This window comes from Streptomyces cupreus (assembly GCF_014257025.1).
Taxonomy (GTDB): domain Bacteria; phylum Actinomycetota; class Actinomycetes; order Streptomycetales; family Streptomycetaceae; genus Streptomyces; species Streptomyces cupreus.
The window spans coordinates 81,721-99,780 of sequence record NZ_JACMSF010000033.1 but is presented as its reverse complement, the minus strand read 5'-3'; the positions used below and the strand labels follow the sequence as shown (position 1 = coordinate 99,780).

The 18,060-nt window shown below is 71.4% G+C and carries 16 protein-coding genes; 12 read left to right on the top strand and 4 right to left on the bottom strand.

The features are described 5' to 3' along the window. The first annotated feature begins 212 nt into the window (after positions 1-212). On the top strand, positions 213-2,369 hold the full coding sequence (locus tag H4N64_RS27215; RefSeq protein ID WP_186285066.1) for a primosomal protein N': 2,157 nt from the start codon (positions 213-215) through the stop codon (positions 2,367-2,369). Positions 2,370-2,735: 366 nt separating this feature from the next. Here H4N64_RS27215 and H4N64_RS27210 read toward each other — a convergent pair whose 3' ends face one another. After that, a complete protein-coding gene (locus tag H4N64_RS27210) occupies positions 2,736-3,278 on the bottom strand; it encodes a hypothetical protein (RefSeq protein WP_186285065.1) in 543 nt (180 codons plus the stop codon). 262 nt (positions 3,279-3,540) lie between these two features. Here H4N64_RS27210 and fmt point away from each other — a divergent pair, with 262 nt between their 5' ends. The 3 genes from fmt (at position 3,541) to H4N64_RS46875 (ending at position 6,170) form a co-directional block, all read left to right on the top strand. Beyond that, on the top strand, positions 3,541-4,473 hold the full coding sequence (gene fmt / locus H4N64_RS27205) for a methionyl-tRNA formyltransferase (RefSeq protein ID WP_186285064.1): 933 nt from the start codon (positions 3,541-3,543) through the stop codon (positions 4,471-4,473). Positions 4,474-4,614: 141 nt separating this feature from the next. Continuing rightward, on the top strand, positions 4,615-6,033 hold the full coding sequence (locus H4N64_RS27200; RefSeq protein WP_186285063.1) for a transcription antitermination factor NusB: 1,419 nt from the start codon (positions 4,615-4,617) through the stop codon (positions 6,031-6,033). Next, entirely contained in the window at positions 5,973-6,170 is a 198-nt protein-coding gene (locus H4N64_RS46875; RefSeq protein WP_418896295.1) for a DUF6027 family protein, read from the top strand. Before H4N64_RS27200 ends, H4N64_RS46875 begins: the two co-directional genes overlap by 61 nt. Here the strand turns inward: H4N64_RS46875 and H4N64_RS27195 are convergent. Beyond that, entirely contained in the window at positions 6,121-8,280 is a 2,160-nt protein-coding gene (locus H4N64_RS27195) for an MMPL family transporter (RefSeq protein WP_186285062.1), read from the bottom strand. The genes H4N64_RS46875 and H4N64_RS27195 overlap by 50 nt on opposite strands. Before the next feature lie 145 nt (positions 8,281-8,425). On the opposite strand from H4N64_RS27195, the gene rpe reads away from it, so the two are divergent. The 6 genes from rpe to H4N64_RS27165 all read left to right on the top strand — a co-directional run bounded on the left by rpe (position 8,426) and on the right by H4N64_RS27165 (position 14,437). Further along, positions 8,426-9,112, top strand: a complete 687-nt coding sequence (rpe, locus tag H4N64_RS27190) for a ribulose-phosphate 3-epimerase (protein WP_186285061.1) — start codon at positions 8,426-8,428, stop codon at positions 9,110-9,112. 78 nt (positions 9,113-9,190) lie between these two features. Next, positions 9,191-10,234: a sugar-binding domain-containing protein gene (locus H4N64_RS27185; protein ID WP_186285060.1), complete on the top strand. Its 1,044-nt coding sequence runs from the start codon at positions 9,191-9,193 to the stop codon at positions 10,232-10,234. Positions 10,235-10,312: 78 nt separating this feature from the next. Further along, the gene (locus H4N64_RS27180; RefSeq protein WP_186285059.1) at positions 10,313-10,615 is read left to right on the top strand and encodes a barstar family protein; all 303 of its coding nucleotides are present in this window, start codon (positions 10,313-10,315) and stop codon (positions 10,613-10,615) included. 130 nt (positions 10,616-10,745) lie between these two features. Then, positions 10,746-12,188, top strand: coding sequence for a GuaB1 family IMP dehydrogenase-related protein (locus H4N64_RS27175; RefSeq protein WP_186285058.1), 1,443 nt, complete (start codon positions 10,746-10,748; stop codon positions 12,186-12,188). A 298-nt stretch (positions 12,189-12,486) separates the two neighbouring features. Continuing rightward, complete coding sequence (locus H4N64_RS27170) at positions 12,487-13,974, top strand: amino acid transporter (protein WP_186285057.1); 1,488 nt, start codon at positions 12,487-12,489, stop codon at positions 13,972-13,974. Positions 13,975-13,984: 10 nt separating this feature from the next. Further along, a complete protein-coding gene (locus H4N64_RS27165; protein WP_015661832.1) occupies positions 13,985-14,437 on the top strand; it encodes an Lrp/AsnC family transcriptional regulator in 453 nt (150 codons plus the stop codon). Here H4N64_RS27165 and H4N64_RS27160 read toward each other — a convergent pair. Together H4N64_RS27160 and H4N64_RS27155 are read right to left on the bottom strand one after the other, a co-directional pair. Beyond that, complete coding sequence (locus tag H4N64_RS27160) at positions 14,434-14,901, bottom strand: hypothetical protein (RefSeq protein WP_186285056.1); 468 nt, start codon at positions 14,899-14,901, stop codon at positions 14,434-14,436. The genes H4N64_RS27165 and H4N64_RS27160 overlap by 4 nt on opposite strands. Before the next feature lie 11 nt (positions 14,902-14,912). After that, complete coding sequence (locus tag H4N64_RS27155) at positions 14,913-15,659, bottom strand: GntR family transcriptional regulator (protein WP_186285055.1); 747 nt, start codon at positions 15,657-15,659, stop codon at positions 14,913-14,915. A gap of 239 nt (positions 15,660-15,898) precedes the next feature. Between H4N64_RS27155 and H4N64_RS27150 the strand changes: the two genes are divergently transcribed. After that, positions 15,899-17,083, top strand: coding sequence for an MFS transporter (locus H4N64_RS27150; protein WP_186285054.1), 1,185 nt, complete (start codon positions 15,899-15,901; stop codon positions 17,081-17,083). Positions 17,084-17,233: 150 nt separating this feature from the next. Further along, on the top strand, positions 17,234-18,022 hold the full coding sequence (locus H4N64_RS27145; RefSeq protein ID WP_186285053.1) for a carbon-nitrogen hydrolase family protein: 789 nt from the start codon (positions 17,234-17,236) through the stop codon (positions 18,020-18,022). Positions 18,023-18,060 lie beyond the last annotated feature (38 nt).

Here is an 18,060-nt window from a genome sequence, read left to right as displayed (position 1 = left end):
GCCCAGACGGCCGCGTACGGCCACTTCGGCCGCGAGCTCCCCGAGTTCACCTGGGAGCGCACCGACCGCGTGGACGCGCTGCGCCAGGCGGCGGGGCTGTAAGGCTCCGCTTCCCGTACGGCTGACGAGGCCCGGTTTCCCTTCGGGGGCGCCGGGCCTCGCCGTATGTCCGCGAGGCGCCGCTGTCAGTGCAGTTTGGTAAGAATGCAAGCGTGAGCAGCGAAGACGGGCAGGTTGACGGTGGGGCTGAGGGGGCGCCGCCCGAGCAGCTCGCGTTCATTCGGGAGAGCGTGCGGAAGGCCAAGGCGCCTCGGGCCAAGCCGCGGACCTGGCGGGGGGCCGCGCTCGCTCCGGAGTTGCCTGTCGCGCGGGTGCTTGTGGACAAGGGGGTGCTGCATCTTGATCGGTACTTCGACTATGCGGTGCCCGAGGAGCTGGATGCCGACGCGCAGCCCGGGGTGCGGGTGCGGGTGCGGTTCGGGGCCGGACGGCACCGGGTGCGGGAAGGGCGCCGTGAGGGTGGGGGGCTGATCGGCGGGTTTCTGATCGAGCGGCTGGCCGAGTCCGAGTACTCGGGGCCGTTGGCCGCGCTGGCTCAGGTGGTGTCGCCGGAGCGGGTGCTCGACGATGAGCTGCTGGGGCTGGCTCGGGCCGTCGCGGATCGGTACGCGGGGAGTCTGGCCGATGTGCTTCAGCTGGCTGTGCCGCCGCGCAGTGCTCGGGCCGAGCAGCGGCCCTCGCCTGAGCCGTTGCCGGCGCCTGGGGCGCCGGAGGCGGGGTCCTGGGGGCGGTACGAGCATGGGGGCGCGTTTCTCCAGGCGCTGGCTTCGGGTGGGGCGCCTCGGGCCGTGTGGAACGCCTTGCCCGGGCCCGAGTGGAGCGAGGAGATCGCCCGGGTTGTCGCGGCGACGCTGGCGTCCGGGCGCGGGGCATTGGTCGTGCTGCCGGACGGGCGGGCCGTCGCGCGGGTCGATGCCGCGCTGACCGCGCTGTTGGGGGCGGGGCGGCATGCCGTGCTCACCGCCGATGCCGGGCCCGAGAAGCGGTATCGGGAGTGGCTTGCCGTGCGGCGGGGGTCCGTGCGGGCCGTGGTGGGGACTCGGGCGGCCATGTTCGCGCCGGTGCGGGATCTTGGGCTGGTGGTCATCTGGGACGACGGGGACGACAGTCACAGTGAGCCGCATGCTCCTCAGCCGCATGCGCGTGATGTGTTGTTGCTGCGGGCCGCGCAGGACAAGTGTGCGTTTCTGCTGGGGGGTTGGAGCTGCACCGTCGAGGCCGCCCAGCTGGTGGAGAGCGGGTGGGCTCGGCCGCTTGTCGCTGGGCGGGAGCAGGTGCGGGGGGCTGCGCCGCTGGTGCGGACCGTGGGGGACGGTGACTTCGCCCGGGACGAGGCCGCCCGGGCCGCTCGGTTGCCGACGCTCGCCTGGCAGGTCGTCAGGGATGCGTTGCGGCAGGGGCCTGTGCTGGTGCAGGTGCCTCGACGGGGGTATGTGCCGCGGCTGGCGTGTGCCAACTGTCGGGCACCTGCGCGGTGTCGGCACTGTTCGGGTCCGTTGGAGGCGCAGGACGCGGGGGCGTTGCGGTGCGGGTGGTGCGGGCGTGATGAAGGCGCCTGGCACTGTGCGGAGTGCGGGGGGTTTCGGCTTCGGGCGCAGATTGTCGGGGCTCGGCGGACCGCGGAGGAGTTGGGGCGGGCGTTTCCTGCCGTGCCGGTGCGGACGTCCGGCCGGGAGCAGGTGCTGGACACGGTGCCGGGGGTGCCTGCGCTGGTGGTCAGTACGCCTGGGGCCGAGCCGGTGGCGGAGGGGGGTTACGCGGCGGCCTTGCTGCTCGATGGGTGGGCCATGCTCGGGCGGCCTGATCTGCGGGCCGGTGAGGATGCGTTGCGGCGGTGGATCGGGGCTGCTGCGCTGGTGCGGCCGCAGGGGGCTGGGGGGACCGTGGTTGTGGTGGCTGAGCCGACCTTGCGGCCTGTGCAGGCGTTGGTGCGGTGGGATCCCGTGGGGCATGCGGTGCGGGAGTTGGCGGAGCGGGCCGAGCTGGGGTTTCCGCCGGTTTCTCGGATGGCTGCGGTGTCGGGGACGGCGGAGGCTGTGGGGGAGTTTCTGCGGGCCGTGGAACTGCCTGGGGAGGCTGAGGTGTTGGGGCCTGTACCGGTGCCTGTTACCGCGCCTGGGAGGCCTCGGCGGGTCGGGGGGCCGCCGCCGGGGGAGCGGTGGGAGCGGGCGTTGATGCGGGTGCCGCCGGGGAGGGGGGCGGCGCTGGCCGCCGCGCTGAAGGCTGCGCAGGCTGCCCGGATGGCTCGCGGGGGTGCGGGTGGGGAGGCGGCGGTCCGGGTGCGGATCGATCCGCCGGACATCGGGTGAACTTCGCGCTGGGGTGACTGTGTGCCTGGGCTGATGTGGGGGGTGCTCGACCGTGTTTGCGGGGTGCCGGTGTCTTTGGCGGCGGGCGCCGGTCCAGGGGCACGACTGCCTGCGGCGGCGGGTGCACGGAGGTGCCTGGCGGGTGGGCGTCGGCATGGTGGGGTGACTGTGCGCCGGGCTGATGTGGGGGTGGGTTTTGCTCGACTTCGCAAGCGCGGCCTCAGCGGTACGACTGGCCACAGCTGCGTGGGTGCAGCGGTACAGCAGGCCGTAGTTGCGGCGGGGCCGCTGCCCGCGTCCCGCGTGCCCGCGCCCCCGTCCTCCCGATGTCGGCGCGGGAGGGTGGGGGCGCGGGGGGTCGGCGGGTCAGCCGTTGCGGGGGGACGGGAAGGCTGGGGGGCGGGGGTCTTCTCGGAGGGTGGGGGTGGATGCCGTGGGCTGCGTGGGCATCGAGCGGGCCGCGGGGACCGCGGGGACCGATGGGATGCCCGCGTTGACGCTCACCGCCCGGGTGCCCGTCGGCTCCGTCGCGCGCTCTGCCTCGGCTGCCGCCTGGGTCACGGCGCGGCGGGAGCCGTAGCGGCGGTGGACCGCCTGCTTGGTCACGCCGAGGGCGGAGCCCACCGCGTCCCACGAGAACCCGAGTGAGCGGTCGAAGTCCACGGCCGCCGTCACCAGGGTCTCGACACTGTCCCGCAGTTCCTGGGCGAGACGTACCGTCGGGGCGGGGGCGCGTCCGTAGACGACGAAGCCCGTGGACGGACCGGAGCGGCGCGGGCGGTAGACGTTGCCCAACTGGGCGGTGAGCGTGCGCAGTGCGTCCACCTGCCGGCGGACCCGCTCGATGTCCCGCACCAGCAAGTGCAGGCTGGCCCGAGCCTGGGCGTCGTGGGTTGCGTGGTCGGCCATGAACAAGCCTCTCGAACCGGCGTTGAAAAGGATCGGGCCGCGCGATGTGCGGCCCGTTGTGGTCAACTCTTTCTTGACCAACGCGTGTGCGCTCCACTGGTCACGCAGAGGGGGCGTACCGGCATATGCGTGCGCCGGGAGGGGGTGGCGGTCACGCGTCGTCGGCGGCTTTCCTGCAGTGGCCGGGGGACCTCCTCCCCCTCGCCCCAATAGACTGGTGCGCTGCCCGACCGACTCCCGACCGAGAGGCCCGCACGCACCCATGAAGCTCGTCTTCGCCGGTACCCCCGAGGTCGCCGTTCCCGCTCTGGACGCTCTTCTCGCCTCCGGGCGGCATGAGGTGGCCGCCGTTGTCACGCGGCCCGACGCTCCTGCCGGGCGCGGGCGCAGGCTCGTCGCCTCTCCTGTGGCCGAGCGGGCCGAGGAGGCCGGGATCGAAGTGCTCAAGCCCGTCAAGCCGCGCGATCCGGAGTTCCTGGAGCGGCTGAGGGAGATCGCGCCGGACTGCTGTCCTGTCGTCGCCTACGGGGCCCTGCTGCCGCGCGTCGCCCTGGACATCCCGGCCCATGGCTGGGTCAACCTGCACTTCTCCCTGCTGCCCGCCTGGCGTGGGGCCGCCCCTGTGCAGCACGCCATCATGGCCGGGGACGAGATCACCGGCGCCTCCACCTTCCTCATCGAGGAGGGGCTGGACTCCGGGCCCGTCTACGGGACCGTGACCGAGACCATCCGGCCCACCGACACCAGCGGCGATCTGCTCACCCGGCTCGCCTTCGCCGGCGCCGGGCTGCTCGCGGCGACCATGGACGGGATCGAGGACGGCTCCCTGAAAGCCGTACCGCAGCCGGGCGAGGGCATCAGTCTGGCCCCGAAGGTCAACGTCGAGGACGCCCACATCGACTGGAGCGCTCCCGCCCTGCGCGTCGACCGGGTGGTACGTGGATGCACCCCGGCGCCCGGCGCGTGGACCGTCTTCCGCGGTGAGCGGCTCAAGCTCATCCAGGTTCAGCCGGTGCCGGACCGTACCGAACTCGCCCCGGGCGAGCTCGCCGTGGGCAAGAACAGTGTGCATGTCGGCACCGGTTCGTACGCCGTCGAGCTGCTGTGGGTGCAGGCGCAGGGCAAGAAGCCGATGAGGGCGGCCGACTGGGCGCGCGGGGTGCGGATCGCCGACGACGAGCGCCTCGGGGCCTGACCGGCCGCGCACCGCGCACGGAGTGCGACGTACGCTGGACGCACAGGTCATCCAGCAACGACGCACCCGTCATCCAGCAATGACGCACCCGTCATCCAGCCATGACGCGCCCTTCATCCAGCAATCCGGAGCACCTTTTTCGTGAGCGACACCTCCCGTCGGCCCCGTAAACCCGGCAAGCCCTACCGGCGGCCCAAGAAGGACCCCGTCCGCGTTCTCGCCTTCGAGGCCCTGCGGGCCGTGGACGAGCGGGACGCGTACGCCAACCTCGTGCTGCCGCCGCTGCTGCGCAAGGCGCGGGAGAAGGGCGACTTCGACGGGCGGGACGCCGCCCTCGCCACCGAGCTGGTGTACGGGACGCTGCGCCGGCAGGGGACGTACGACGCCGTCATCGCCGCCTGTGTCGACCGGCCGCTCAGGGAGGTCGACCCGCCGGTGCTCGATGTGCTGAGCCTCGGGGCGCACCAGCTCCTCGGGACGCGGATTCCGACGCACGCCGCGGTGTCCGCCTCCGTCGAGCTCGCCCGGGTCGTCCTCGGCGACGGGCGGGCCAAGTTCGTGAACGCCGTGCTGCGGAAGGTCTCCCAGCACGATCTCGACGAGTGGATCGAGCGGGTCGCGCCGCCCTACGACGACGACCCCGAGGACCACCTCGCCGTCGTGCACTCGCATCCGCGCTGGGTCGTCTCCGCGCTGTGGGACTCGCTCGGCGGAGGACGCGCCGGGATCGAGCGGCTGCTGGAGGCCGACAACGAGCGGCCCGAGGTGACGCTGGTCGCCCGGCCCGGGCGGGCCACCACCGAGGAACTCCTCGATGAGGACGCCGCCGTGCCGGGGCGCTGGTCGCCGTACGCGGTAAGGCTTGCCGAGGGTGGTGAACCCGGCGCCATCGAGGCCGTGCGCGAGGGGCGTGCCGGGGTGCAGGACGAGGGCAGCCAGCTCGTCGCCCTCGCACTCGCCAACGCTCCGCTCGACGGGCTCGACGCCAAGTGGCTCGACGGATGTGCCGGGCCCGGTGGCAAGGCCGCCCTGCTCGGTGCGCTCGCCGCCGAGCGCGGTGCCATGCTGCTCGCCTCGGAGAAGCAGCCGCACCGGGCCGGTCTCGTGGCCAAGGCCCTCGACGGCAACCCCGGGCCGTATCAGGTCATCGCCGCCGACGGGACCCGGCCGCCGTGGCGGCCCGGCTCCTTCGACCGGGTGCTGATGGACGTGCCGTGCACCGGGCTGGGCGCTCTGCGGCGGCGGCCTGAGGCGCGGTGGCGGCGCAGGCCCGAGGACCTCGACGGGTTCGCGCCGCTCCAGCGGGGCCTGCTGCGCACCGCGCTCGACTCCGTGCGGGTCGGCGGGGTCGTCGGCTATGCCACCTGCTCCCCGCATCTCGCCGAGACCCGTGCCGTCGTGGACGACGTGCTCAAGCAGCACCCGGGCGCGGAACTCATCGACGCCCGCCCACTGCTGCCCGGCGTACCGGACCTGGGCGACGGGCCCGACGTACAGCTGTGGCCGCATCTGCACGGGACCGACGCGATGTATCTGGCGCTTGTCCGCCGGACCGCCTGACGTCAGGGGGTCGCCCGCCCCAGGAGGCGGACAGCGACGAGGAGCTGCTGCGCGCCTACCACCAGCTCCGGCGGATGATCGCCTGGCTCAAGGTCCCGCTGGACGACCCGAGTGTGTCTCCGCCGCAGCAGGAGTGACCGGCACCGGCGCCCCGCCGTCCTCCTTCGCCAGCCGGTGCGGCCACCACACCTTCGGGCCCATGTCCAGGAACAGCGATGTGACCAGGACCGAGCGCACGATGAAGGTGTCCAGCAGCACGCCCAGCGCCACCGCGAAGCCGATCTCCGCGAAGGCGACCATCGGGAGCGTGCCGAGGGCGGCGAACGTGCCGGCCAGCACCAGGCCCGCCGAGGTGATGACCGCGCCCGTCGCGGCGAGTCCGGTCACCACGCCCGGGCGGGTGCCCTGGCGGCCCGCCTCCTCGCGGATCCGGGTGGTCAGGAAGATGTTGTAGTCGATGCCCAGGGCGACCAGGAAGACGAAGACGAACAGCGGGAAGTCCGTCGACTCGCCCGCGTAGTCGAACAGGTGCCGGAAGGCGAGCGCACTGATGCCCAGGGCCGCCGCGAAGGACAGGATCACCGTGCCGATCAGCAGCAGCGGGGCGATCAGGGCGCGCAGCAGGGCGCACAGGATCAGCAGCACGACGACCAGCACCAGCGGGATGATCAGCACGTTGTCGTGCGTGGTCGCCTTGTCCATGTCGAGCAGGGCCGCCGTACCGCCGCCGACCTGGGCGTCGGCGTCCGGCACCGCGTGCACGGCGTCCCGGACCCGCTCCACCGTCTGCTTGGCGGCCTCGCTGTCGGCCGGGTCGGACATGGTGGCCTCGAACAGGACCTTGCCCTCGAAGGACGGTTCGGTGCCCGGTGGCAGGCCCAGGGAGTCCGGGACCACGCCCGGGGTGTCCGCGACGGCTCGGCCGACCTCCTCGGCCTGCGCCTGGTTGCTGATGATGACGAGCGGATCGCCGCTGCCCGCCGGGAAGTAGCGCTCGGAGACCTTCTGGCCGGTGATCGAGTCCGGGGTGCCGGTGAAGGCGTCCGCGTTGCTGATGCCCTCGGCGCGCAGCTGGATCAGACCGAGCGAGCAGACGGCGAGGACCACCGCCGTGACGGCCCAGACCATGCGCGGACGGTCGGCGATACGGCGGCCCATGCGCGCCCAGATGCCCCGCTCGTGCGGGTTCGGGGCGCCCAGGTGCGGGACCACCGGCCAGAAGATCCACCGGCCGAAGATCACCAGCAGTGCCGGGAACAGCGTCATCATGGCCAGCAGTCCCACCGCGACGCCGATCGCCGCGACCGGTCCGAGGCCCCTGGTGGAGTTCATCTCGGCGGCCACCAGCACCAGCATGCTCAGCACGACGGTCGCGCCGGAGGCGATCACCGCCGGGCCCGCGCGGTGCAGGGCCAGCGCCATCGCCTCGTGCCGGTCCTCGTGGCCGCGCAACTCCTCGCGATAGCGGGCGACGAGCAGCAGGGCATAGTCCGTTCCCGCGCCGAAGACGAGCACGGTGAGGATGCCCGCGCTCTGGCCGTTCACGGTCAGTCCCGCGTACTCCGCCAGGAAGTAGATGAGGGCCTGCGCGGTGAACAGGGCGGCGATCACGGCGATCAGCGGGACCAGCAGCAGGGTGGGGCTGCGGTAGGTGATCAGCAGCATGACGATGACGACCGCCATGGCCGACAGCAGCAGCGTGGAGTCGATGCCCTCGAAGGCCTCGGCGAAGTCCGCCGACGTACCGCCCGGGCCGGTGATGTGCACGGCGAGCCCGCCGCCGCCCTCCCCGGTGATGTCCCGGATGTCGTCGACCGCGGGACCGATCCGCTCCCAGCCCTTCTCGTCCATCGTGATCGGCACGTACACCTGCGCCGCGCGCGGATCGGTCTCCCGGTCATAGGTGGGCCCACGGGTCTCGTCCCCGCGGATCCCGTGAGCGGTGAGCTGCTTGAGCTCCCGAACGTCCTCCTCGATGGCGGCCCGGTCCTCGGCCGTAAGCCCGCTCTCCCGGGCGTAGATGACGATGGCGGGGATCTGCTCGGGCCTGAAGTCCTCGGAGATCTCCAGTACTTGGGTGGACTCGGCGGAGCCGGGCAGCCAGGAGGAGGCGTCGTTGTCCTGGGCGTCGGTGAGTTTCTGGGCGAACGGAGCCGTAAGGAACAGCACGATGAGCCACAGCACCAGGACGACCCACTTGGCCCGCCGCCCACAGACGAGATGTGCAACCCCACGCTTTTCAGTCATGGCCACCCCCGTGGCCGAAAGGATGCCACGCAACCGAGCGCCCCGTAAGGGGTTCGGTCAGCCACAGCGGACCCGCGGGCATCATCCGACCGTCACCCCCCGGCCCCCCAACGCCCAAGCCCAGCGGAGCGCATACGCTTGGGTCATGGCCGTGCAGATCAATCCCAGCATCCTGTCCGCCGACTTCGCCCGCCTCGCGGACGAGGCGAAGGCGGTCGGTGGAGCCGACTGGCTCCACGTCGACGTCATGGACAACCATTTCGTCCCGAACCTCACGCTCGGTGTGCCGGTCGTAGAGTCGTTGGCCCGTGCGACGGACACTCCGCTGGACTGCCATCTGATGATCGAGGCCCCCGATCGATGGGCGCCCCAGTACGTAGAAGCGGGGGCCGGTTCCGTCACCTTCCACGTCGAGGCGGCCGCCGCTCCGGTGCGTCTGGCCCGGGAGATCCGGGCCAAGGGCGCGCGAGCCTCCATGGCGCTCAAGCCCGCCACGCCCATCGAGCCGTACGAGGATCTGCTCCCCGAGCTCGACATGCTGCTGATCATGACGGTCGAGCCGGGATTCGGGGGGCAGGCGTTTCTCGACATCATGCTTCCGAAGATTCGCCGCACCCGCGAGTTGATCAGCAAGCACGGTCTTGAGCTGTGGCTTCAGGTGGACGGCGGGGTCTCGGCGTCGACCATCGAGCGGTGCGCGGAGGCGGGCGCGGACGTCTTCGTGGCCGGTTCCGCGGTGTACGGGGCGGCGGACCCCGCCGAGGCGGTGCGCGCGCTGCGCGCCCAGGCGGAAGGAGTGACGAAGTCCGCGGCCTGGGCATGCGACCACTGAGCCAAGGGAACGTGAACGGCGCCCATCAGGGCGGATCCAGTGCGCCGGATCTGCAAGGATGAACGGCGAATCCAGAGTGTGAACAGTAGTGAGGAGATCGCCGTGTCGGGTATGTCGGCGGGCCGGTCAGCCATGCGGATGGGACCCGCTGAGCTGGTGCAGGCGGCGGCCATGGCCCGCCGCTTCTACCTTGAGGGCAAATCCAAGATCCAGATCGCCGAGGAGTTCGGCGTCAGCCGCTTCAAGGTGGCCCGGGTCCTGGAGACCGCCCTCGAACGGGATCTCGTGCGTATCGAGATCCGCGTCCCCGCCGAGCTGGACGCCGAGCGCTCGGACGCGCTGCGCGCCCGCTACGGCCTCAGGCACGCCGTCGTGGTCGAGTCGCCGGCGGAGGCCGAGGACTCTCCCGACCCGGAGAACCTGGGAGAAGTGGCCGCCGATCTGCTCGGCGAACTGGTGAACGAAGGTGATGTGCTGGGCCTGGCCTGGGGCCGGTCCACCATCCATATGGCGGCTGCGCTCGACCGGCTGCCGCCCTGCACGGTGGTGCAGCTGACGGGCGTGTACGACGCCGGGACCGCCGAGCGCGGCTCGGTGGAGGCGGTGCGCCGGGCGGCCCAGGTCTCGGGCGGTGACGCGCACCCGATCTACGCGCCCATGCTGCTGCCGGACGCGGCCACCGCGGCGGCGCTGCGCAACCAGACCGGGATCGCCCGGGCCTTCGAGTACTTCGACAAGGTCACGGTCGCCTGTGTCTCCATCGGCTCCTGGGAGCCGGGCATCTCCACGGTGCACGACATGCTCAGCGACCAGGAGCGGGCGCACTACGCCTCGCTCGGGGTCGCCGCCGAGATGTCGGCGCACCTCTTCGACGCCGACGGCCGCCGGGTCGGGCGGGACCTGGGCGAGCGGTGCATCACCGTCAAGGCCGACCAGCTCCGCCGTATCCCCGAGGTCGTCGCCATCGCGGGTGGGGCGCGCAAGGCGTCCGCGATCGACGCCGTGCTGCGGTCGGGGCTCGTCACCAGCCTGGTGACGGACACCTCGGCGGCGGATGTGCTGATGACGGCGGGGCCGACTCCGAAGCCGGCGCTCAACAGGGCCGACCCGGACGGACAGTGACGGTATGTCAGGAAGGGGGCGGCCCGATGGCCGCCCCCTTCGTTCAACCGCGATCACTACGGACTTGGCGGTACTGAGATGACGGAGCTCGTGGTCACGGTGGACCTCGACGGGGTCCTCGACAAGGCGGGGCTGATGGACCGCTGTGCGCGGGCGCTGGAGCTGCCCGACTGGTTCGGCCGCAACTGGGACGCGCTCGCCGACGTCCTCTCCGACCCGGGACTGTGGCCCGAGGGCGCCGTCGACAGGGAATTGCTGATCGTCGTACGGAACTGGCAGCCGTACGCGAAGGCGCGTCCCGAGGAGTGGGAGACCGCCCGCGAGGTGTTCTCGTCCGCCTCCGCCGCCACTGTGGCGCTCGCTCTTGGAGAATCCTCCTAGGGGCCCCTGACCAGCCTGGACGATGTGACCGGGCATCGCATTCCGGTCGGCATGGGACAATGAAGTACGTGCTCTTCCCCCTGGCTGACCTGTCCGGGGGTCACCTCTGAACGACTGGGATGTGCAGCACGTGCGTTTCCTCAATGACATCCAGCCCCCGTACGACCTGACGTACGACGACGTCTTCATGGTCCCGAGCCGCTCCGCGGTCGGTTCCCGGCAGGGCGTGGACCTCAGTGCCCAGGACGGCTCGGGCACCACGATTCCGCTCGTCGTCGCCAACATGACCGCCATCGCCGGCCGCCGTATGGCGGAGACGATGGCCCGGCGCGGCGGCCTGGTGGTCATCCCGCAGGACATCCCGATCGACGTCGTCACCGAGGTCGTCTCCTGGGTCAAGAGCCGTCACCTGGTCCTCGACACCCCCATCGTGCTGGCCCCGCACCAGACCGTCGCCGACGCCCTCGCCCTGCTGCCCAAGCGGGCGCACAACGCCGGTGTGGTCGTCGACGACGACCACAAGCCGGTCGGCGTGGTCACCGACGCCGACCTGAGCGGCGTGGACCGCTTCACGCAGCTTGAGGTCGTCATGTCCCGCGACCTGCTGCTCCTCGACGCCGACATAGACCCGCGCGAGGCCTTCAACACCCTCGACCACCACAATCGCCGCTACGCCCCGGCCGTGGACGCCGACGGCAAGCTGGCGGGCATCCTCACCCGCAAGGGCGCCCTGCGGGCCACGCTCTACACCCCCGCGGTGGACGCCGACGGCAAGCTGCGCATCGCCGCCGCCGTCGGCATCAACGGCGATGTGGCGGGCAAGGCCAAGCAGTTGCTCGACGCGGGCGTGGACACGCTGGTCATCGACACGGCGCACGGCCACCAGGAGTCGATGATCACAGCGATCAAGCTGGTGCGCGCGCTCGACCCGCAGGTGCCGATCGTGGCCGGCAACGTCGTCGCCGCCGAGGGCGTCCGGGATCTGGTCGAGGCCGGCGCCGACATCGTCAAGGTCGGTGTCGGACCGGGTGCCATGTGCACCACCCGCATGATGACCGGCGTCGGCCGGCCGCAGTTCTCCGCGGTGCTGGAGTGCGCCGCCGAGGCCAGGAAGTACGGCAAGCACGTGTGGGCGGACGGTGGTGTCCGGCATCCGCGTGACGTCGCCATGGCGCTGGCCGCCGGTGCCTCCAACGTGATGGTCGGGTCCTGGTTCGCGGGCACGTACGAGTCGCCGGGTGACCTCCAGCAGGACTCCACCGGCCGCCTCTACAAGGAGTCGTTCGGCATGGCGTCCGCGCGCGCGGTGGCCAACCGTACGTCGGAGGAGTCGGCGTACGACCGTGCCCGCAAGGCGCTGTTCGAGGAGGGCATCTCCACCTCGCGGATGTTCCTCGACCCGGCCCGTCCGGGCGTGGAGGACCTGATCGACTCGATCATCGCGGGTGTGCGGTCGTCGTGCACGTACGCCGGTGCCGGCTCCCTGGAGGAGTTCGCCGAGAAGGCCGTCGTCGGCATCCAGAGCGCCGCCGGCTACGCCGAGGGCAAGCCGCTGCACGCCAGTTGGAGCTGACCAACTCCCTTTCGTACGGCCCCCGTTGTCCCGACGGGGGCCGTACGCGTTTCCCGGCCCCGAAGGGCCCCTACGCAACGGTCGAAAGCCCCCGCGCAACGAACACCCACCCAGCACCGATGAACGCAATGATCTTGCGGGCATACGCAAGGTTGCTGCATTACAACGGCAACGCCGAAGCTCATAGGCTGTCGCCTCGTACGTGGCGTGGCGGGGACCCCGCTCGGTGGGTTCCTGTTTCTCAGGTGTGCCGCCGGTCCCCGTCTCCCTGACCGGCAGCGATAAGGAGCCCAGCGCAGTGCTCAATCAAGGCGCACCCCCGCAGGACAGAAGTCAGACCGCCCCCGCGTCCCTGGGTCTCGGCGCGCGCCTGATGCGTCGCAAGCCCGTAGAACACCTGGTGGAGGAGGGTGGCCAGGGCGAGGGGGGCTCGCTGCGGCGCTCCCTGGGCCTGTGGCAGCTCACCATGATCAGTATCGGTGCCACCCTGGGCACCGGCATCTTCGTCGTCCTCGGCGACGCCGTCCCCGAGGCCGGCCCCGCGGTCACCCTGGCCTTCGTCATCGCCGGTCTCACGGCGCTGTTCTCCGCCCTGTCCTACGCGGAGCTCGCGGGCAGCATCCCGGTCGCGGGCTCCTCGTACTCGTATGCGTACGCAACGATGGGTGAACTCGTCGCCTGGGTCTGCGGCTGGTGTCTGGTGCTGGAGTACGGCGTCTCCGTGGCCGCCGTCGCGGTCGGCTGGGGCGAGTACCTCAACGAGCTCCTCGACGGCACGATCGGTGTCACCATCCCCTCCGCGCTGTCCTCGGCGCCGGGTGAGGGCGGCATCATCAACCTGCCCGCGCTGATCGTCGTCCTGCTGGCGATGGTGTTCCTGCTCGGCGGCGTCCGCGAGTCCGCCCGCGCCAACACCATCATGGTCGCGGTGAAGATCGCCGCGCTCGTGCTGTTCTGCGCGGTCGGCTTCATGGGCTTCAAGTCCGGCAACTACGAGGACTTCATGCCGCTCGGCATGGCGGGCGTCAGCGCCGCCGGTGCCACGCTGTTCTTCTCCTACATCGGCTTCGACGCCGCCTCCACCGCCGGTGAGGAGGCCAAGAACCCCAAGAAGGACCTGCCGCGCGCGATCATGCTCTCGCTGATCATCGTCACAGCGCTGTACATCCTCGTCGCGGCTGTCGCCGTCGGCGCCTGGAACTGGACCAAGTTCGAGGGCTCCGAGGCCTCCCTCGCGGCGATCATGAACGACGTCAGCGGTCAGACCTTCTGGGGCACCCTGCTCGCGCTCGGCGCGGTCATCTCCATCGCGTCCGTGGTCCTCACGGTGCTGTACGGCCAGACCCGCATCCTCTTCGCGATGTCCCGGGACGGTCTGGTGCCCAAGGCGCTCGGCAAGGTTGACGCGAAGACCGGCTCGCCGCGTCTGAACACCGTGATCGTGTCCCTGTTCTGCGGTGTCCTCGCAGCGGTGATCCCGCTCGGCAAGCTCGTCGACGCCACCAGCATCGGCACGCTGTTCGCCTTCGCCCTGGTCAACATCGCGGTGATCGTGCTGCGCTACAAGCGGCCGGAACTGGAGCGCACGTTCAAGGTGCCGTTCGGTCCGGTGCTGCCGATCCTGGGCTTCGCGTTCTGCGCGTACAACATGTTCAGCCTCGACACCGTGACCTGGGTGGTCTTCGGGTTCTGGATGGCGGCGGGTCTCGTGTTCTACTTCCTGTACGGCTATCGCCGTTCCCGTCTCGCGGCGGGAGAAGCTCTCGCAACGCCAGAAGTGAAGTGAACCACCCGCAGTGCTGAACGATCTCGACGAACGCATCGTGCACGCCCTCGCCGAGGACGCCCGCCGCTCCTACGCGGACATCGGGCAGCTCGTCGGCCTGTCCGCGCCTGCCGTGAAGCGGCGCGTGGACCGGCTGCGGGCGACCGGGGCGATCACCGGATTCACGGTGCGCGTCGATCCGGCGGCGCTCGGTTGGGAGACCGAGGGGTTCGTCGAGATCTACTGCCGGCGCAACACCTCGCCGGAGACCATCCAGCGGGGTCTTGAGCGATACCAGGAGGTTGTGGCCGCGTCCACGGTCACCGGGGAGGCGGATGCGGTGGTGCAGGTCTTCGCCTCGGACATGCGGCACTTCGAGAGGGTGCTGGAGCGGATCGCGGGGGAGCCGTTCGTGGAGCGGACCAAGTCCGTACTGGTGCTCTCCCCGCTGCTGAGGCGGTTCTCCTCGGGTTCGCCCACCTAGGCGCTCGGCCTGGGCCGTTCGGCTCGGTCCCTGATCGACGCCAGCAGGCGCCGTATGCCCATCGCGTGTCCGCCCGTTCCGATCGCGAGGCGTCTGTAGAGGCGGCCCGACAGGCCCGGGAAGGCCGCTCGGGTTTCCGCCCGGAGCAGGTAACGGCCCGGGCCCGCCTCGTCGATGTGGAGGGTCAGGGCGTAGATCGAGTAGCGGTGGCGGCCGATGAGGACCAGTTCGCGGCCCCTGTCCGCCGCCTCCACCCGGAATCCCGGCAGCGTCGAGCCCTCCGCCAGTGGGCGCGGGCCTGACGCCCGTACGTCGGCACAGCCCACCAGGCGGGCGTAGGAGGTGGAACGGGCGGCCCCGAAGGACGCGTCCAGGGCCTCCGTCAGGCCCTCCCAGAGCGCGTCGGGGTCCGCGGCGACGATCATCGTGTGCTCGTCGACGTAGGGCAGCGCGGCGATCGTCATCCCGGACTCCTTCACATCGCGTCCCCCGTCTTGCGGGCCAGCGCGTTGTTCCCGATCGAGTTGTGCACGCTGAAGCTCACCGCGTCCGAGCGGTAGCGGTCGTCCGACCACTCCACCGGGCGCCCCTCCCGGGTCGTGGTCACCCGGCGCACGCGCAGCAGCGGACTCGTGCGGCGGAGGCCGAGCAGCTCGCCGTCCTGGGCGCCCGCCGCCACCGCGTCGATGACATGCTCGCCGTAGGCGAAGACCAGGCCGGTGTCCTCGTAGAGCCGCTGGGTGACGGACGGACAGTCCGGTTCGATGGAGGCGACGGCCGGGGAGATCCAGTCCGCGTAGACCGTCCGCTCCAGCAGGACCGGCTCGCCGTCCAGGCCGCGTACCCGGATGATGTGCAACACCTCGGTGCCCGCGGCCAGTTGGAGGCGTACCGCGTCCTCGGCGGTCGCCGGGCTGTACTCCTGCGCGACGACCTGTCCCGTGGCCTGGCGGCCCATCGCGCGCGCCCACTGGGCGAAGCTGCGCAGTTCGGCGAAGCTCTGGCTGCGACGGCTGGCCAGCACCACCCGGCGGGCGCCCTGGCGGGAGCCGATGAGTCCCTCGGCGGTGAGCGCCGCCACGGCCTGGCGGACCGTGCCGCGCGAGACGCCGTAGTGGGCCGCGAGTTCCGTCTCGGCGGGCAGCAGACTGCCGACGGTGTACTCCTCGCGGTCGATCGCCCGGCGCAGCTCGCCCGCGATCTCCTCGTGTCGCGCCGTCATGCTTCCCCTCTGAACCGGTTGCTGTGCACAGCGCGAGCAGCGTACGAAGGCCAACTTGTGCAGACAAGTTCGGGGCATCCTCGGACTGGGCAGGATTTTTCGCTGCACGGGAGCACCGAACCGGCCTAACATCGATGCCATGACCTGGCGACATTGATCCATAACCCGTCGTGCCTCCCGAGGGCCGCCGCGGACGCCGCTTCTCGCTCGCGTCCGATCCGCCCCTCCGGGAAGGCCTCATGACACTCTCACCCGCGCGCGTGCCCGCCACCGGCAGCATCCGACGGCTCACTCGCACGCTGTACGGTTACGCGTTCCTCGAAGATCTCATCCTGCTCTACCCGCTGTACGCACTGCTCTTCGCCGACAGCGGGCTCTCGCTGTGGCAGATCTCCTCGCTGTTCGCCCTGTGGTCGATCACCGGCGTCGTGCTGGAGGTGCCCTCCGGCGCCTGGGCCGACGCCGTCTCCCGTCGAGCGCTGCTGTGGCTGGGTCCGCTGCTCAGCGCGGCCGGCTTCGCCCTGTGGGTGCTCGTGCCCTCGTACTGGGCCTTCGCGGTCGGCTTCGTCCTGTGGGGCATCAGCGGAGCGCTGGGCTCCGGTGCGCTGGAGGCCCTGGTCTACGACGAACTGGACCGGCTCGGTGCCGCCGAGGGCTACGCACGCGTCATGGGCCGGGCCCGGGCCGCGGGGCTGCTGGGCGTGATGGCGGCGATGGCGGCGGCCGGTCCGGTGTTCGCGCTCGGCGGCTATCGGGCCGTGGGCGCGGCGAGTGTCGCGGTCTGTCTGCTGGCCGCGGTGACGGCGAGCCGGTTCCCGGAGGACCGGGGCGCGTCGAGCGACGGCGAGGGCTGGGCGGCGACCCTGCGCACCGGGCTCGCCACCGCCCGCCGTGACCGCTCGCTGCGCCGGACACTGCTGCTCGTCCCGGCCGTCGGCTGCGTGTGGGGCGCGCTCGACGAGTACTCGCCGCTGCTGGTCCGCGAGACCGGTGTGCCCGACGGGTTCGTGCCCTACGCGCTCCTGCTGATCTGGGCCGCGGTCACGGCCGTCAGCCTGCTGGCAGGACCCGCCGAACGGCTCGGCACGACCGGCTTCACCTGGCTGATCGCGGCCTCCGCCCTCGCCCTGGCCCTGGGCGCGGCCGCCCGCACCCCGGCCGGCCTCGTCCTGATCGCCGTGGCATTCGCGGGCTTCCAACTGGCGACCGTCCTCGCCGACGTCCGCCTTCAGCACCGCATCGAGGAGGGCGGCCGAGCCACCCTCACCTCGGTCGCGGGCCTCGGCACGGAGCTGCTGACGGTTGTCGTCTACGGCGCCTACGCGGCGGCCGGCGACCACGCCTCCCACGGCACGGTCTTTGCCCTGTTCGCCCTGCCCTACCTGGTGGGGGCGGTGATCAGAGCGTCCGCGGCCCGGGAGTGACACCGGGGGCCGCGCAACGAATCGCCGCCAGGGCGCCGGTCGACGCAACGTTCCGCTCACGAGCGCGCAACGGCTCCTGCTTGTCCGGCCGAGCGCGCCGACCGTACCGTCTATGTGGCCCCCAAACCTCCTGCCCGGTGAGGATCACGCATGCGCACCGCCCTGCTCCAGAGCTCCGGCCGTCCCGGCTCGGTCGCCGAGAACCTCAAGGTGCTCGACGAGGCCGCGGGCCGTGCCGCCGCCGCGGGCGCCGGGCTGCTGATCGCGCCGGAGATGTTCCTGACCGGGTACGCGATCGGCGACGACATCGCGCGGCTCGCCGAGCCCGCCGACGGGGACAGCGCGGACGCGGTCGCGGAGATCTCCTCCCGACACGGTCTCGCCCTTGCCTACGGCTACCCCGAGCGGGACGGCGAGACCGTGTACAACTCCGCCCAGCTGATTTCCGCCGACGGCACCCGCCTGGCGAACTACCGCAAGACCCACCTCTTCGGCTGCTTCGAGCGCGACCACTTCACGCCGGGGGAGCGGTCCGTGGTGCAGGCGGAGCTGAACGGGCTCCGCGTCGGCATCCTCATCTGCTACGACGTCGAGTTCCCGGAGAACGTCCGCGCCCACGCCCTCGCCGGCACCGACCTGCTGGTCGTGCCGACGGCGCAGATGCACCCGTTCCAGTTCGTCGCCGAGTCGATGATCCCGGTGCGCGCCTTCGAGAACCAGATGTACGTCGCCTACGTCAACCGGGTCGGCCAGGAAGGGGAGTTCGAGTTCATCGGCCTCTCCACACTGGCCGGTCCCGACGGCGTCGCCCGCACCCGCGCCGGACGCGGTGAGGAGCTGGTGTTCGCCGACACCGACCCCGCGTTCCTCGCCGCCGCCCGCGAGGCCAACCCGTACCTGAAGGACCGTCGCCCCGGCCTCTACGGGTCCCTCGTCTGAACCTCCCCCCTCTCGCTTCTCAGCTTTCGCAAGGAGTC

Bases quoted from the DNA above. Each gene is read 5' to 3' on its own strand.
- H4N64_RS27210 (WP_186285065.1), bottom strand. From the start codon at position 3,278: ATGGCCGACCACGCAACCCACGACGCCCAGGCTCGGGCCAGCCTGCAC.
- fmt (WP_186285064.1), top strand. From the start codon at position 3,541: ATGAAGCTCGTCTTCGCCGGTACCCCCGAGGTCGCCGTTCCCGCTCTG.
- H4N64_RS27195 (WP_186285062.1), bottom strand. From the start codon at position 8,280: ATGACTGAAAAGCGTGGGGTTGCACATCTCGTCTGTGGGCGGCGGGCC.
- rpe (WP_186285061.1), top strand. From the start codon at position 8,426: ATGGCCGTGCAGATCAATCCCAGCATCCTGTCCGCCGACTTCGCCCGC.
- H4N64_RS27180 (WP_186285059.1), top strand. From the start codon at position 10,313: ATGACGGAGCTCGTGGTCACGGTGGACCTCGACGGGGTCCTCGACAAG.
- H4N64_RS27160 (WP_186285056.1), bottom strand. From the start codon at position 14,901: ATGACGATCGCCGCGCTGCCCTACGTCGACGAGCACACGATGATCGTC.
- H4N64_RS27155 (WP_186285055.1), bottom strand. From the start codon at position 15,659: ATGACGGCGCGACACGAGGAGATCGCGGGCGAGCTGCGCCGGGCGATC.
- H4N64_RS27150 (WP_186285054.1), top strand. From the start codon at position 15,899: ATGACACTCTCACCCGCGCGCGTGCCCGCCACCGGCAGCATCCGACGG.
- H4N64_RS27145 (WP_186285053.1), top strand. From the start codon at position 17,234: ATGCGCACCGCCCTGCTCCAGAGCTCCGGCCGTCCCGGCTCGGTCGCC.